Here is a 14,746-nt window from a genome sequence, read left to right as displayed (position 1 = left end):
CGTGCTCGAACCCCTGCCCGTGCTCACCCCGGCCGGGACGCGACTGCTCGACGCCGCGTCCACGCTCTTCTACGAGCACGGCATCCGTGCCGTCGGCGTCGACCTCATCGCCGAACGCGCCGGGACCACGAAGAAGACGCTCTACGACCGGTTCGGCTCCAAGGACCGGCTCGTGGCGCTCTACCTGCGCCGCCGCGCCCAGCGGATGCACGAGTTCGTCGACAGCAGGAATGCCGACGTCCCGCCCGGACCGGCCCGCGTCCTCGCCGTCTACGACGCTCTCGCCGAGTGGCTGTCCATGCAGGGACGGGGCTGCGGGTTCGTCAACGCCTACGCCGAGGTCGGCGGGACCGACCACCCGGCCGTCGAGGTCATCCGCGCCGAGAAGGCGTGGACGCGCGAGCTGTTCGCCGGGCTCGCTCGCGAGGCCGGACTGGCCGAGCCGGACCGCGTGGCCACCGAGCTCCACCTGCTCTACGAGGGGGCGACCGTCATCGCGACCGCGGGCGGCGACCCCGACGTGCTCGCGGCCGCCCGCGCCGCCGCCGCGCGGGTCGTCGCCGGGGCGTGATCAGCGCTTGCGCTGCTGGATCCACCAGCGCAGGAGCATCACCAGCGACGCGAGGAGCGCCAGCAGCACGACGACCTGGCCGACCGTCGAGGACAGGCCCGTGGGGTCGCCCTGTGCAGCAAGACCCAATGGAACGGACACGACGGACAGGCTACGTCGCCGCCTTCCCCGTCGGCCACGTCGCGGGCGCCGCGCCGTACGCAGGTGGGGGAGCCGGCCAGCGCAGGGTCCTCCCGTCGACGGTGCCCGGCGGCGACGCGAGCGTCAGCACCCCGTCCGGCGTCGCGACCTCCTCGGTCCACGGCGTCGCGTCGACGACCTCGGCCGTCGTCGGCTCCGCGGTGCGCGGCAACGACTGCAGCCACGACGCCGTCCCCGCCAACGCCAGCCGCACGTGCAGCGTCCCGCCAGAACGCCGCTGCCGGGCCAGCGCGAGCAGCGCGGCCGCCGCACCCAGGTAGCCCGTCGCGTGGTCGAGGACCTGCGCGGGCAGGGCTCCCGGCGCGCTCGCCGGGTCCGGGTCGCGACGCTCGCTCTCCCCGATCCCGCACGCGGCCTGGACGAGGCTGTCGAACCCGCGCCGCCCCGCCCACGGTCCCGGCTCGCCCCACGCCGACAGCGTCACCACGACCAGCCCCGGGAACCGCTCCGCCAACGTCTGCGGCGCCAGCCCGAACCGGTCGAGCGCGTGCGGCCGGTACCCGGTGACGACGACGTCCGCGCCCGCGAGCAGGGCGTCGAGCTGTTCCCCGCCGGTCGCCAGGTCGAGCAGCGCGCTGTGCTTGCCCGCCAACGTCTCCCACGCCTGCGCGGGCAGCTCGGGCCGGTCGGGCGCGTCGAGCCGGACCACCTCGGCGCCGTGCGCGGCGAGCGTCCGGGTGGCGACGGGACCCGCGATCACCCGGGTCAGGTCCAGCACCCGTGGCCGCCGCACGGGCCGCGGCGCGGCCTCGCCGAGTACCCGCGTACCGACCAGCGGCAGCGCGGCCGCCGCCACCCCGGCCGGGGTCGCCCGCCACTGCTCCTCCGTCCGGACGGCCGCCGCGACGCCGCCGTTGCGGTGGACGGCCGTCTCCAGCTCCTCCGCGTTCCAGTGCCGGGCCGCGGCGGCGACGTCGCCGGGACCGGCGTCGTCCGGAAGGTCGAGCACGCGCCGCGCCGCCGCCCGGTGCCACGGGTAGTTGGCGTGCAGCCGCAGCCAGCCGTCGGCCGTGCGGTGGTAGGCCGACAGCGGGTCGAACGGATCTCCCGGGCTCGCCCCGTCGCGGCGCAGGTACCGCTCGGACCGCATGGCGACGCCCAGCTGCCGCGTGTCGATGCCGACCTCCGGGCCCGCGCCGCCGGTGCCGTCGCCCGCGGTCGCCGCCAACAGCGCCGCCCCGACGACCGCCGCAGAGACGTCGGTGACCGGGAAGCGCGAGGTCAGCGTGGTCGGTGGGCCGGTGATCGTCAGCCTCTCCAGCTCCCCGGCCGCTCCGCCGAGGAGGTCCCACACCTGTCGGGTCAGCTCGTCGCGCACGCCTCCAGGCTGGCACGCGGCCGGTACGCTCGCCGCGTGCGACTGAGTCACTTCCGGGAGCTGATGGAGGGGGAGTTCGGCGTCGTCCGCGCGGGGTCGCTGGCCAAGGACCACGTGTTCGCCGAGCTCGACGGCCGCACGGTCGAGCAGGCCATCGAGGCCGGGATCGACCCCAAGCGGGTGTGGCGCGTGGTGTGCGAGGCCTACGACGTGCCCGTGGACCGTCGCTGACCGGTCGTTCCTCGCGGGCCGCGTCCCTCGTTGCGCGGGGCGGCGCACCGCTCGGCGCGACACAATAGCCGATCGGCGTGTCGGATCCCGCGATCGAACACCTGTTCGTATAGTCTCCGTCCACAACGCCCCCGGTTGTCCACAGCGGGGGACGCGCACGCCGGAACTGTCGGTCGGACCCAATACGGTTCTTCCGTGGCTCCCCGCAAGACATCGGCCAAGACGCCGGACCGATCCAGCACCGACAGCGCATCAGCGAGGTGGCAGACCGAGATGACCGCACCCGACCGCGAGAAGGCCCTCGAGCTCGCCCTCGCCCAGATCGAGAAGAACCACGGCAAGGGCTCCGTGATGCGCCTGGGCGACGACACACGTCCGCCCATCGGTGTGATCCCCACCGGCTCCATCGCGCTCGACGTGGCGCTGGGTGTCGGCGGGCTGCCCCGCGGCCGTGTCGTCGAGATCTACGGCCCGGAGTCCAGCGGTAAGACCACGGTCGCGCTCCACGCCGTGGCCAGCGCCCAGGCCGCCGGCGGCATCGCCGCCTTCATCGACGCGGAGCACGCGCTCGACCCCGAGTACGCCAAGGCTCTGGGGGTCGACACCGACGCGCTGCTCGTCTCGCAGCCCGACACCGGTGAGCAGGCGCTCGAGATCGCCGACATGCTGATCCGCTCCGGCGCGCTCGACATCATCGTCATCGACTCGGTGGCCGCACTCGTGCCCCGCGCCGAGATCGAGGGCGAGATGGGCGACAGCCACGTCGGTCTGCAGGCCCGCCTCATGAGCCAGGCGCTGCGCAAGATCACCGGTGCGCTGAGCAACTCCGGCACCACCGCGATCTTCATCAACCAGCTCCGCGAGAAGATCGGTGTCATGTTCGGCTCGCCGGAGACCACGACCGGTGGCAAGGCGCTGAAGTTCTACGCCTCCGTGCGCCTCGACATCCGCCGCATCGAGACCCTGAAGGACGGCACCGACATGGTCGGCAGCCGGACCCGGGTCAAGGTCGTCAAGAACAAGGTGGCCCCGCCCTTCAAGCAGGCCGAGTTCGACGTGCTCTACGGCGTCGGCATCAGCCGCGAGGGCTCCCTGATCGACGTGGGTGTCGAGCAGGGGATCATCCGCAAGTCGGGTGCCTGGTACACCTACGAGGGCGACCAGATGGGGCAGGGCAAGGAGAACGCCCGCAAGTTCCTCAAGGAGAACCCCGACATCGCGGCCGAGGTCGAGAAGCGCATCAAGGAGAAGCTCGGCATCGGCGCGGTGCTCGACGCCGAGGCGGTCGAGCCGCTCCCGGCGCCGGTCGACTTCTGATCGGGTGCCCGACTCGCACGACCCCGACCAGCCCGACAGCCCTCGCCGCGTGATCGCGGTCGCCGGCTTCGACTTCGACTCCGATCCGGATGTCTCCGACCCGGATGTCGACGACGACGCCGGCGGCGCGATCGGGCTCGCGAGGCTCCGGGAGGACGCGCCCGGGGCAAGGCGTGATGTCCCCGTCGTCGACCTGACGGAGCCGCTGAGCGTCGCCGGCGCGGAGCGATCCGTTCCGCAGGTCGCCGACATGAGCGCGGACCGTCCGGCAGCTGCGGCGGACGGCGACGAGGCGCCGGTCGTGGTCAGAGCCGCAGACCTCGCGCGGCCGAACGGTCGGGGCGGCCGAACCGGCGGCCGGCGGCCCCAGCGCGAACGGGTTCGTACAGTGCCGACAGCCGACGAGCCTGCACCCGAGCAGGACACCGGGCGGACGGACACCGGGCGGACCAGCCGCGGACGACGCGGCGGGCGCTCGGGTGAGCACAGCCGGCGCGCCGGACCGCCCGCGCCTCCCGACGATCCGGTGGCCGAGGCGAAAACGATCTGCCTGCGCCAGCTGGAGGTCCGGTCGCGGACGCGGCAGGAACTCGCCCAGACGTTGCGCCGCAAGGGTATCCCCGACGACGCCGCCGCTCAGGTCCTCGAACGCTTCGGCGAGGTCGGTCTGATCGACGACAAGGCCTTCGCCGACCAATGGGTCCGCTCCCGCCACACCTACAGCGGCCTGGGGCGCCGCGCGATCGCCATGGAGCTTCGCCGCAAGGGTGTCGACTCCGAGGCGGCGGGGGAGGCCCTCGCCGAGATCGACGACGCCTCCGAGGAGGCCCGCGCCCGCGCCCTGGTCGACCGCAAGCTCCGCACCCGCAGCGGCGTCCCCGACGAGGCCATGACCCGGCGGCTGCTCGGCATGCTGGCGCGCAAGGGTTACCCGGCGGGAATCGCGTACCGCGTCGTCAAGGAGGCCGTCGCCGAGCACGCGGCGGAGCTGGCCGACCAGATCCCCGACGGCGACGACGCAACCCTGTGAGCGGCAATAGTCGCTATCGCGACTATTGCCGCTCACGAGTCCTGACCTGGCCGGATACGCCGGGGCCCTCGCCAGTGCCGGACGCTCGCAGCCAACTTGAGCGCCGCTCGTGACGTTCAAGTCCCGCAAGCACGACCGCCACCAGCTGCACCGCCCGCGCTGCGGCGGCCCACCTGCGGCGGCCCTGCGGCAGCGGCCGTCTCACGGTGTGGGCGCGCGGTGCAGGACCTGGACGTCGGTACCCAGGTCGCCGATCGTCTCGGCCTCGGCCAGGAAACCCAGCAGCGTGTCCTGGAACACCTGCACCGCGGGAGTCGGGGACACGTCGGTACGGCGGGCGAGGGCCACGGTGCGGTACAGCGGCGGGGTGAGGGCGGTGCGGCGCAGCCGCGGCCGGCCCGCGAACACGAGGTCGGGCACCACGGCGACACCCGTCCCGGTCTCGACGAGGCGCAGCACGGCGTCCATCTCGCCGCCCTCCACGGCGAACCGCGGCTCGACGCCGGCGTCGGCGTAGGCGCGCAGGGTGACCTCACGCAGGTCGTAGCCGCGCCGGAACATCACGAGCGCCCGCCGGGAGAGCTCGGTGACCGACATCGTCCCCCGGCCCGACAGCGGCGGCTCGGAGCGCGGGGAGGCGACGGAGAGCCGTTCGCGCAGCAGCGGCGTCACCTCGAGGGAGGGGTCGAGGCCCTGGCGCGGCACGACGAGGACGGCGACGTCGAGCTCGCCGCGTTCGAGGCCGCTGACGAGCAGCTGGGAGCCGTTCTCGGACAGCTCGATCGACAGGTCGGGGTAGCGGTCGTGGAACACGGGGATGGCGTCGGCGAGGACGCCGATGCACAGCGACGGGGTGGCGCCGACGCGGACGCGGCCGCGGCGCAGCCCGACGACCTCGGCGACGGCGGCGCGGGCGTTGTCGGCGTCGGCGACGATGCGCCGGGCGAGGGGTAGGACGGCCTCGCCGGCGGGGGTGAGGGTCAGTGGGCCCTGGGACCGGTTGACCAGCAGGGCGCCGAGGCTTTCCTCGAGGGCTCTGAGCTGGCGCGACAGTGTGGGTTGGGCGACACCCATCCGATCCGCCGCACGAGTGAAGCTGCGCACGTCGGCGAGGGCGAGGAAGTACGCGAGCTGCTGCAGCGTCACGCCTATACCCTACGTGCATCAGTGTCGTCGTTCTCATGCATTGGACCTTTGGCGGGTGTGGGACGTCCACTTGACCCGTGACGACGACTGCCGACCGGCCCACCACCGCGGGGGCCACCCCTGCGAAGCGGCCGGTTCCCGTTCGCCGCCGTCGGCGAGTGCCGTCGGTGGTCCTCAAGTACGTGATGGCGGCCTCCGGTGCCGCGATGCTGCTGTACCTCGTGCTCCACATGATCGGCAACCTGAAGATCTTCTTCGGTGCCGACGCCCTCGACTCGTACTCGGCCTGGCTGCGCACCCTGCTGGAGCCGGCCGTGCCCTACGCCGGTGTGCTGTGGGTGATCCGTGTGATCCTCACGGTGGCGCTGGTCGCGCACGTCGCGTCGGCGATCGTGCTGGCCCGCCGGGCGCGCGCGGCCCGCCCGGTCCGCTACGTCCACCGTCAGCCGGTGCAGGGCAGCTACGCGGCCCGCACGATGCGCTGGGGCGGCGTGATCATCCTGCTGTTCGTGATCTACCACGTGCTGGACCTGACGACGGGCACGCTCAACCCGAACGGCGTGCACGGCGAGGTCCACTCGAACGTCGTGGCCGACTTCGACCCGTCGCGCTGGTACGTGACGCTGTTCTACACGCTCGCGGTGCTCACGGTCGGCTTCCACGTCCGGCACGGGCTGTGGAGCGGTCTGCAGACGTTCGGCCGCTCCAACGCCCTCGTCCAGCGATCGCTGAAGACGTTCGCGTTCGTGTTCGCGGCGGTCCTGGTCGTCGGATTCCTGTCGGTGCCGTTCGCCGCGACGTTCGGCCTGGTCTGAGGAGGGACACCATGACCACGTACTCGGACTTCACCGTCGGCGACCCGGCCGCCGACCGCGCCGCCCCCGACGGCCCCATCGAGACCCGGTGGGAGCGTCGCCGCTTCGGTGTGAAGCTGGTCAACCCGGCGAACAAGCGCAAGATGCACGTGATCGTCGTCGGCACGGGCCTGGCGGGCGGGTCGGCGTCGGCGACGCTCGCCGAGCTGGGCTACCGGGTCAGCTCGTTCTGCTACCAGGACAGTCCGCGGCGCGCGCACTCGATCGCGGCGCAGGGCGGCATCAACGCCGCGAAGAACTACCGCAACGACGGCGACAGCGTCTACCGGCTGTTCTACGACACGGTGAAGGGCGGCGACTTCCGCGCGCGGGAGTCCAACGTGCACCGCCTCGCCGAGATCAGCCGCCAGATCATCGACCAGTGCGTCGCGCAGGGTGTGCCGTTCGCGCGCGAGTACGGCGGTCTGCTCGACAACCGTTCGTTCGGTGGGGCGCAGGTGTCGCGGACGTTCTACGCGCGCGGTCAGACGGGCCAGCAGCTGCTGCTGGGCGCCTACCAGGCGTTGGAGCGCCAGGTCGACGCCGGCGGGGTCACCATGTACCCGCGGCACGAGATGCTGGAGCTGATCGTCGTCGACGGGCACGCCCGCGGCATCGTGGCGCGCGACCTCGTCACCGGTGAGACCCGCAGCCACCTGGCCGACGCGGTCGTGCTGGCGTCGGGCGGGTACGGCAACGTCTTCTTCCTGTCGACGAACGCGAAGGGCTGCAATGTCACCGCCTCGTGGCGGGCGCACCGCAAGGGCGCGTTGTTCGCCAACCCGTGCTTCACCCAGATCCACCCGACGTGCATCCCGGTGAGCGGCGACCACCAGTCGAAGCTGACGCTGATGTCGGAGTCGCTGCGCAACGACGGCCGCGTCTGGGTGCCGGCGCGCAAGGGCGACGACCGCGATCCGAACCTGATTCCGGAGGCGGAGCGCGACTACTTCCTGGAGCGTCAGTACCCGGCGTTCGGCAACCTGGTCCCGCGTGACATCGCGTCGCGCGCGGCGAAGAACGTGTGCGACGAGGGCCGCGGCGTCGGCCCCGGCGGACTCGGGGTGTTCCTCGACTTCGCCGAGGTCATCGGCCGTCTCGGGCGACCGGCGGTGGAGGCGAAGTACGGGAACCTCTTCCAGATGTACCAGCGCATCACCGGTGAGGATCCTTACCAGGTCCCGATGCGTATCTACCCTGCCGTGCACTACACGATGGGTGGCCTGTGGGTCGACTACGACCTGCAGTCGACGATCCCCGGCCTGTTCGTCGTGGGCGAGGCGAACTTCTCCGACCACGGTGCGAACCGGCTCGGTGCCTCGGCGCTGATGCAGGGCCTCGCCGACGGCTACTTCGTGCTGCCGTCGACGATCGGTGACTACCTGGCGACGTCCGGGCACGACCCCGTCGACCCCGACCACCCGGCGGTGCTGGCGGCCGAGCAGGACGTGGCGCACCGCATCGACACGCTGCTGTCGATCAAGGGGACGCGCACCGTCGACTCCTTCCACCGGGAGCTCGGCCACCTCATGTGGGAGCACTGCGGCATGGAGCGCACCGAGGCCGGGCTGCGCAAGGCGCTGGACCGGATCCCGGAGCTGCGTAAGGAGTTCTGGGAGAACGTGCTGGTGCCGGGCACCGGCGTCGAGCTCAACCAGAGCCTGGAGCGTGCGGGCCGGGTCGGCGACTTCTTCGAGCTGGCCGAGCTCATGTGCCTGGACGCGTTGCACCGCAACGAGTCCTGCGGCGGCCACTTCCGCGCGGAGAGCCAGACGCCCGACGGCGAGGCCGCTCGTGACGACGAGAACTTCTCCTACGCCGCGGCGTGGGAGTTCACCGGCCGCGGCGAGGCGCCGGTCCTGCACAAGGAGGACCTGGCGTTCGAGTACGTGGCCCCCACGCAACGGAGCTACAAGTGAGCCGGCGGAGCCAGGGATGAAACTTCACCTGAAGGTCTGGCGTCAGCGCGACGCCGACGACCGCGGCCACATGGCGACCTACGACGTCGACGACGCGTCGCCGGACATGTCGTTCCTCGAGCTGCTCGACGTCCTCAACGAGAAGCTGACCGTCGAGGGCGAGGAGCCGGTCGCGTTCGACCACGACTGCCGCGAGGGCATCTGCGGCGCGTGCAGCATGGTCATCGACGGGCAGCCGCACGGCCCGGAGAAGGCCACGACGACGTGCCAGCTGCACATGCGGCACTTCTCCGACGGCGACACGATCACGGTGGAGCCGTTCCGGGCGGGGGCGTTCCCCGTCGTGAAGGACCTGGTCGTCGACCGGGGAGCGTTCGACCGGATCATCGCCGCCGGCGGCTACGTCTCCGCACCGACGGGGTCGGCGCCCGATGCCCACGCCGTCCCCGTGCCCAAGGACCAGGCGGACCGCGCGTTCACCGCGGCGGCCTGCATCGGTTGCGGTGCATGCGTCGCGGCCTGCCCGAACGGGTCGGGGTCGCTGTTCCTCGGTGCCAAGATCACCCACCTCGGCGAGATGCCGCAGGGGCAGCCGGAGCGCAACAGCCGGGTCCTCGCGATGGTCGACGAGCACGACGCCGCGGGCTTCGGCGGCTGCACCAACACGGGCGAGTGCGCCGTCGCCTGCCCGAAGGAGATCCCGCTCGACGTCATCTCCCAGCTGAACCGTGACTACCTCGCGGCGCGGCGTGCGCGGAGGCGCAGCGCCTGACCGCGGGCGGCGCAGGGCGCCGCACGACGAGAGCCCGACCCCTCCGGAGGGGTCGGGCCCTTCGGCGTTCCCGGTGATCACCTCCAGCGGTGTGACCCGTGTCTCGACCTGCGGACTTCCGTCGGCCCGACGACACGGCCGGACGCCCGACGTCGTAGGCTCCGGCAAATCCAACAGCCCCGGCGTCGAGGCGGATCTCTGGTCAGAGTCAGCGACGACGCCTGGAACAGATGAGGATCCCGACGTGTCATCCACCACAGACGCGTCCACCGGCAGGGCGCAGATCAGCGAACGGACGCTGCGCACCGACCGGTGGTGGCTGTCGCCCCTGCTGAACGTCGCCGGACTGGGCGCATGGGTCATCTACGCGACCGTGCGGGTGTTCATGCAGTCGTACTACTTCACGGACCTCCCGGGTCAGCAGTACAGCTACCTGACACCGTTCTACTCGCCCTGCTTCTCGGTCGGCTGCACTCCCGAGGCCTCGCACTTCGGGCAGTTCCTGCCCGACTGGTGGTGGCTGCCCTACGCGGCGATCTCGCTGCCGTTCCTGCTGCTCTTCCGGCTCACCTGCTACTACTACCGGAAGGCGTACTACCGGGCGTTCTACCTGTCGCCGCCCGCGTGCGCGGTGGCCGAGCCGCACAAGAAGTACACCGGTGAGACCCGGTTCCCGCTGCTGGCCCAGAACCTGCACCGCTACTTCTTCTACTTCGCGGGGCTGGTCACGCTCGTCAACACCTACGACGCCGTCGTCGCGTTCATCAACAAGGACGGCAGCTTCGGGTTCGGGCTGGGCAACATCATCCTGGTGGCCAACGTCGTGCTGCTGTGGCTGTACACGATCTCCTGCCACTCCTGCCGCAGCATCATCGGCGGCCGGCTCAACCACTTCAGCAAGCACCCGGTGCGCTACAAGCTGTGGGGCCAGGTGTCCGTCCTGAACGGCAAGCACATGCAGCTCGCCTGGACGACGCTGGCCAGCCTGGCGATCACCGACTTCTACATCATGGCCGTGTCCGCCGGTTGGTGGGGCGACCCCCGGATCGTGGGGTGACCGAAATGACTGACGTGACTGAACACGACAAGACCGTCGAGGTCCACGACTACGACGTCGTCGTCATCGGGGCCGGCGGTGCCGGACTGCGCGCGGCGATCGAGGCCCGTGCGCAGGGCAAGCGGACCGCGATCATCTCCAAGTCGCTGTTCGGCAAGGCCCACACGGTCATGGCCGAGGGCGGCTGTGCCGCCGCGATGGGCAACGCCAACCCGAACGACAACTGGCGCGTCCACTTCGGCGACACGATGCGCGGCGGGAAGTTCCTCAACAACTGGCGGATGGCCGAGCTCCACGCCAAGGAGGCCCCGCAGCGGGTCTGGGAGATGGAGACCTACGGTGCGCTGTTCGACCGCACCAAGGACGGCAAGATCAGCCAGCGCAACTTCGGCGGGCACACCTACCCGCGGCTGGCGCACGTCGGTGACCGCACCGGCCTGGAGCTGATCCGCACCCTGCAGCAGAAGATCGTCTCCCTGCAGCAGGAGGACTTCAAGGCCACGGGCGACTACGAGGCCAACATCCGCGTCTTCCACGAGACGACGATCACCGACCTCTTCAAGGCCGACGGCGCCATCGCCGGCTGCTTCGGCTACTTCCGCTCGACGGGCACCTTCGTCCGCTTCAACGCGCCGGCGATCGTGCTGGCCACCGGCGGCGTCGGCAAGAGCTACTCGGTGACGTCGAACTCTTGGGAGTACACCGGCGACGGCCACGCCCTGGCCCTGCGCGCCGGCGCGACGCTGATCAACATGGAGTTCCTGCAGTTCCACCCGACGGGCATGGTCTGGCCACCGTCGGTCAAGGGAATCCTGGTCACGGAGTCGGTCCGCGGCGACGGTGGCGTCCTGCGCAACTCCGACGGCAAGCGGTTCATGTTCGACTACATCGCCGACGTCTTCAAGGACCTGTACGCGACGACGGAGGAGGAGGCGGACCGCTGGTACACCGACGCGGACAACAACCGCCGCCCGCCGGAGCTGCTGCCCCGTGACGAGGTCGCCCGCGCGATCAACTCCGAGGTCAAGGCCGGTCGCGGCACCCCGCACGGCGGCGTGTACCTCGACGTCTCCACCCGGCTCAAGCCCGAGGAGATCCTCAAGCGGCTCCCGTCGATGCACCACCAGTTCAAGGAGCTGGCCGACGTCGACATCACCAAGGAGCCCATGGAGGTCGGGCCGACCTGCCATTACGTGATGGGTGGTGTCGAGGTCGACCCCGACACCGGCATGTCGCGCGTGCCCGGCCTGTTCGCCGCGGGCGAGTGCTCCGGCGGCATGCACGGCTCCAACCGGCTCGGCGGCAACTCGCTGTCCGACCTGCTGGTGTTCGGGCGGCGCTGCGGCGCCGGCGCGTCGGAGTACGTCGACGGGCTGGCCGGGCGCCGTCCCGCGGTCGTCGAGACCGACGCGGCGGCCGCCGTCGACCGGGCCTTGCTGCCGTTCACCACGGCCGCGGAGGGCGGGGAGAACCCGTTCGTCGTGCACCTGGAGCTGCAGAAGACGATGCACGAGCTCGTCGGCATCATCCGCAAGGCCGACGAGATGGAGATGGCCCTCAAGAAGCTCGAGGACATCGCCACCCGCACGCGCACCGTCGCCGTCCAGGGCGACCGCAAGTTCAACCCGAACTGGCACCTCGCGCTCGACCTGCGCAACATGCTGCTCGTCTCGATGTGCGTGGCGAAGGCGGCGCTGGAGCGCCAGGAGAGCCGCGGCGGGCACACCCGAGACGACTTCCCGGTCATGGACGCCGACTGGCGCCACGTGCTGCTGGTGCTGTCGGCGCTGGGCGAGGACAACGTCGAGATGGTCCGCAAGGAGCAGATCCCGATGCGGCCCGACCTGCTCGACATCTTCGAGATGGACGAGCTGAAGAAGTACTTCACCGGCGAGGAGCTCGGTGGCCACCGGGCGGACCAGGGAGAGCGGGCATGAGCTACTGGGCCCATTTCCGGGTGTGGCGGGGCGACTCCGACAAGGGTGAGCTCGTCGACTACCCGGCCGAGGTGAACGAGGGCGAGGTCGTCCTCGACATCATCCACCGGCTCCAGCAGACGGAGGCCCAGGACCTCGCCGTCCGCTGGAACTGCAAGGCCGGCAAGTGCGGCTCCTGCAGCATGGAGATCAACGGCCGCCCGCGGCTGGCGTGCATGACCCGGATGAACACGTTCGCCGAGGACGAGGTCGTCACGGTCACGCCGCTGCGCACGTTCCCGGTGATCCGGGACCTCGTCACCGACGTGTCGTTCAACTACACGAAGGCCCGCGAGATCCCCAGCTTCGCGCCCCCGGAGGGTGTGGAGCCGGGCGAGTACCGGATGCAGCAGGTCGACGTCGAGCGGAGCCAGGAGTTCCGCAAGTGCATCGAGTGCTACCTGTGCCAGAACACCTGCCACGTGGTGCGCGACCACGAGGAGAACAAGGAGGCCTTCGCCGGCCCCCGCTACCTCATGCGCATCGCCGAGCTGGACATGCACCCGCTCGACTCGGCCGACCGCCAGCAGGCGGCGCAGGAGGAGCACGGCCTCGGGTACTGCAACATCACCAAGTGCTGCACCGAGGTCTGCCCCGAGCACATCAAGATCACCGACAACGCGCTGATCCCGCTCAAGGAGCGCGTCGTCGACCGCAAGTACGACCCGGTGGTCTGGCTGGGCAACAAGCTGTTCCGCCGCGGCGAGGCGGCGAACAAGAACCGCTGACCCCGACCCCGTGAGCGGTGATGGTCGCTATAGCGACCATCACCGCTCACGAGCCGGTCGCGACGAGGGCGACGGCCGCGGCCGTCGCCCTCTCGCGTGTCAGGCGCCGCCGAGAGACCGGCGGATCTCGTCCAGCTTCTCCTTGGCCTTCTTCTCGCGCTCGGCCTCCTGCTCGGCCACCGAGCGTCCGGCCTCGGTCTCGCCGGCCAGCTCGGCGGCGCCCAGCGACGTCGCCCAGCGGCCCTCGATCTTGTCGCGGACGTGGTCGAGGGTCGGGACGCCGCGGTCGGTGTAGCCGCTCGCGTTCTCGATCCCCGGGTCCGGCACCGCGGGTGTGATCGCCGCCGCGGTGCCGGCCGGGGGCGCCGGGGACTCGACGATCTCCGCGTCGACGGTGTCCGCGGGCTGCTCGTCACGGTTCGGGTCGTTGCTCATGTGTCGCTCCCGGGTGCCGACGGTCCGTGCGCGCCACGCTACGGGTTCGGCGTGCCGCGCGTCGGCCGCCCGGTGTGTCCTGGCACAGTTCGGCCATGACGACCACGGGGCCGCGCGCCACCTGGTCGCGACGCCTGCTCACCGGCGCCGCGGCCCTCGCCGTCGTGTGCGCCTTCGCCGCCACGACGGCCCTCGTCGCCGAACGCAACCTCGCCTCCGCCGCCTCCGCGCTGCTGCTGGCCCTCGTCGCCGGCGCCGCGGCAGGCGCGTCGGCGGTGTCGGTGGCCGACGCCGGCTCCCCGCGGATGACCCGCTGGACCGCCGTCGGCGTCGCCTTCGGCGCCGCTCTCGCCGCCGCCGTGCTGGGTGGCGTCGGAGCACTGCTGGGCCTCGTCGTGCCCGAGCTCGCGGCGGACATCGTCGTCGGCGTCGTGGCGCTCGTCGCCGTGCTCCGGGAGGCGGGCGTCCTGCGGTTCCCGCTGCCCGCCAACCCGTTGCGCATCCCCAAGGACGTCCCCGACGACGACGAATGGGGCGAGGCCCGCACCGGGTTCGCCGTCGCCACCCTCATGCGGGGCGGGGTCGCGGCGCGCCTCGTGTCGGGGCTGCCGTACCTGCTCGCTGTCGCGATGCTGTTCGCCGTGCCGTTCGGGATGGCGTTCGTCGTCGCCGCCGGGTATGCGGTGGGGACGATCACCGGGGCCGCCGCCCGGCCCGCCGGCCGTGCCCTCGTCCCGGCCGCCGGGGTGCGGCTGCTGCTCGCGCTCGTCTGCGGCGTTTCCGTCGGGGTGTCGATGACCATCTCGATCGGCGCATCCTGACCTCGTGGCCGCCCGGGTGCGTGAGCTCGTCGTCGTGTTCGACGTCGACTGCCCACGGTGTTCGCGGATCGCGCGCGAGCTGCCCGACTGCGTCACGGTGAAGGTGCGGGTGCGCTCCTGCGCCGAGGCGCGGCTCGCCGAGATCTACCCCAACCTGCCTGCACCCGTCGCTGCGTGCGGGCGGCCCGCGATCGGGGTGGTGCGCGTCGACGGTTCGGTGCGCTGGTGGACAGGACTGACCGGGGCGATCGGGGTCCTGCCCGTCCTCCGACCCGGAGCGGGGCCGCGTGCGGTCGCGCTGCTGCGCGAGGCCGCCCGCGGCCGCTGACGCTCCTGCGACCGCCCAGAAGCCGCGCGCAACCTGGCTGCT

16 protein-coding genes are annotated in these 14,746 nt (G+C 71.6%); 12 read left to right on the top strand and 4 right to left on the bottom strand.

Annotated features, from left to right (window positions below; genetic code table 11):
• Nucleotide 1 precedes the first annotated feature (1 nt).
• Nucleotides 2–571 carry a TetR/AcrR family transcriptional regulator gene (locus tag PSU4_RS14500; RefSeq protein WP_147108008.1) on the top strand — a complete coding sequence of 190 codons (570 nt, stop codon included), beginning with the start codon at nt 2–4 and terminating at the stop codon, nt 569–571.
• On the opposite strand, the gene PSU4_RS31275 is transcribed toward PSU4_RS14500, so the two are convergent.
• A complete protein-coding gene (locus PSU4_RS31275) occupies nt 572–712 on the bottom strand; it encodes a hypothetical protein (RefSeq protein WP_186816945.1) in 141 nt (46 codons plus the stop codon).
• A 10-nt stretch (nt 713–722) separates the two neighbouring features.
• Entirely contained in the window at nt 723–2,090 is a 1,368-nt protein-coding gene (locus tag PSU4_RS14495; protein ID WP_222596262.1) for a CoA transferase, read from the bottom strand.
• A 36-nt stretch (nt 2,091–2,126) separates the two neighbouring features.
• On the opposite strand from PSU4_RS14495, the gene PSU4_RS14490 reads away from it, so the two are divergent.
• The 3 genes from PSU4_RS14490 (at nt 2,127) to recX (ending at nt 4,668) form a co-directional block, all read left to right on the top strand.
• Complete coding sequence (locus tag PSU4_RS14490) at nt 2,127–2,321, top strand: DUF3046 domain-containing protein (RefSeq protein ID WP_147108005.1); 195 nt, start codon at nt 2,127–2,129, stop codon at nt 2,319–2,321.
• A 273-nt stretch (nt 2,322–2,594) separates the two neighbouring features.
• Nucleotides 2,595–3,638, top strand: coding sequence for a recombinase RecA (gene recA / locus PSU4_RS14485; protein ID WP_147108002.1), 1,044 nt, complete (start codon nt 2,595–2,597; stop codon nt 3,636–3,638).
• A gap of 250 nt (nt 3,639–3,888) precedes the next feature.
• Nucleotides 3,889–4,668 carry a recombination regulator RecX gene (gene recX / locus PSU4_RS32770; RefSeq protein ID WP_147108106.1) on the top strand — a complete coding sequence of 260 codons (780 nt, stop codon included), beginning with the start codon at nt 3,889–3,891 and terminating at the stop codon, nt 4,666–4,668.
• Nucleotides 4,669–4,869: 201 nt separating this feature from the next.
• On the opposite strand, the gene PSU4_RS14475 is transcribed toward recX, so the two are convergent.
• Nucleotides 4,870–5,814: a LysR family transcriptional regulator gene (locus tag PSU4_RS14475; protein WP_147107996.1), complete on the bottom strand. Its 945-nt coding sequence runs from the start codon at nt 5,812–5,814 to the stop codon at nt 4,870–4,872.
• A 77-nt stretch (nt 5,815–5,891) separates the two neighbouring features.
• On the opposite strand from PSU4_RS14475, the gene PSU4_RS14470 reads away from it, so the two are divergent.
• From PSU4_RS14470 to PSU4_RS14445, 6 genes are all read left to right on the top strand, one after another.
• Entirely contained in the window at nt 5,892–6,629 is a 738-nt protein-coding gene (locus tag PSU4_RS14470) for a succinate dehydrogenase cytochrome b subunit (protein ID WP_307724787.1), read from the top strand.
• 11 nt (nt 6,630–6,640) lie between these two features.
• On the top strand, nt 6,641–8,587 hold the full coding sequence (locus PSU4_RS14465; protein ID WP_147107990.1) for a fumarate reductase/succinate dehydrogenase flavoprotein subunit: 1,947 nt from the start codon (nt 6,641–6,643) through the stop codon (nt 8,585–8,587).
• A gap of 16 nt (nt 8,588–8,603) precedes the next feature.
• Nucleotides 8,604–9,359 (top strand): succinate dehydrogenase/fumarate reductase iron-sulfur subunit, encoded by a 756-nt coding sequence (locus PSU4_RS14460; RefSeq protein WP_147107987.1) that lies wholly within the window; start codon nt 8,604–8,606, stop codon nt 9,357–9,359.
• A gap of 244 nt (nt 9,360–9,603) precedes the next feature.
• Nucleotides 9,604–10,416 carry a succinate dehydrogenase subunit SdhC gene (sdhC, locus tag PSU4_RS14455; protein WP_147107985.1) on the top strand — a complete coding sequence of 271 codons (813 nt, stop codon included), beginning with the start codon at nt 9,604–9,606 and terminating at the stop codon, nt 10,414–10,416.
• 5 nt (nt 10,417–10,421) lie between these two features.
• Nucleotides 10,422–12,353: a fumarate reductase/succinate dehydrogenase flavoprotein subunit gene (locus PSU4_RS14450; protein WP_147107980.1), complete on the top strand. Its 1,932-nt coding sequence runs from the start codon at nt 10,422–10,424 to the stop codon at nt 12,351–12,353.
• Nucleotides 12,350–13,120 carry a succinate dehydrogenase/fumarate reductase iron-sulfur subunit gene (locus PSU4_RS14445; RefSeq protein ID WP_147107978.1) on the top strand — a complete coding sequence of 257 codons (771 nt, stop codon included), beginning with the start codon at nt 12,350–12,352 and terminating at the stop codon, nt 13,118–13,120. Before PSU4_RS14450 ends, PSU4_RS14445 begins: the two co-directional genes overlap by 4 nt.
• 99 nt (nt 13,121–13,219) lie before the next feature.
• Here PSU4_RS14445 and PSU4_RS14440 read toward each other — a convergent pair whose 3' ends face one another.
• Nucleotides 13,220–13,555: a PspA domain-containing protein gene (locus PSU4_RS14440; RefSeq protein ID WP_147107975.1), complete on the bottom strand. Its 336-nt coding sequence runs from the start codon at nt 13,553–13,555 to the stop codon at nt 13,220–13,222.
• 95 nt (nt 13,556–13,650) lie between these two features.
• Between PSU4_RS14440 and PSU4_RS14435 the strand changes: the two genes are divergently transcribed.
• A complete protein-coding gene (locus PSU4_RS14435) occupies nt 13,651–14,376 on the top strand; it encodes a hypothetical protein (protein WP_147107972.1) in 726 nt (241 codons plus the stop codon).
• A 4-nt stretch (nt 14,377–14,380) separates the two neighbouring features.
• Complete coding sequence (locus PSU4_RS14430) at nt 14,381–14,704, top strand: hypothetical protein (protein ID WP_147107970.1); 324 nt, start codon at nt 14,381–14,383, stop codon at nt 14,702–14,704.
• Nucleotides 14,705–14,746 lie beyond the last annotated feature (42 nt).

It is taken from the genome of Pseudonocardia sulfidoxydans NBRC 16205 (genome assembly GCF_007989085.1).
GTDB classification, from domain to species: Bacteria; Actinomycetota; Actinomycetes; order Mycobacteriales; family Pseudonocardiaceae; genus Pseudonocardia; species Pseudonocardia sulfidoxydans.
This window is presented reverse-complemented; position numbering and strand designations above follow the sequence as displayed.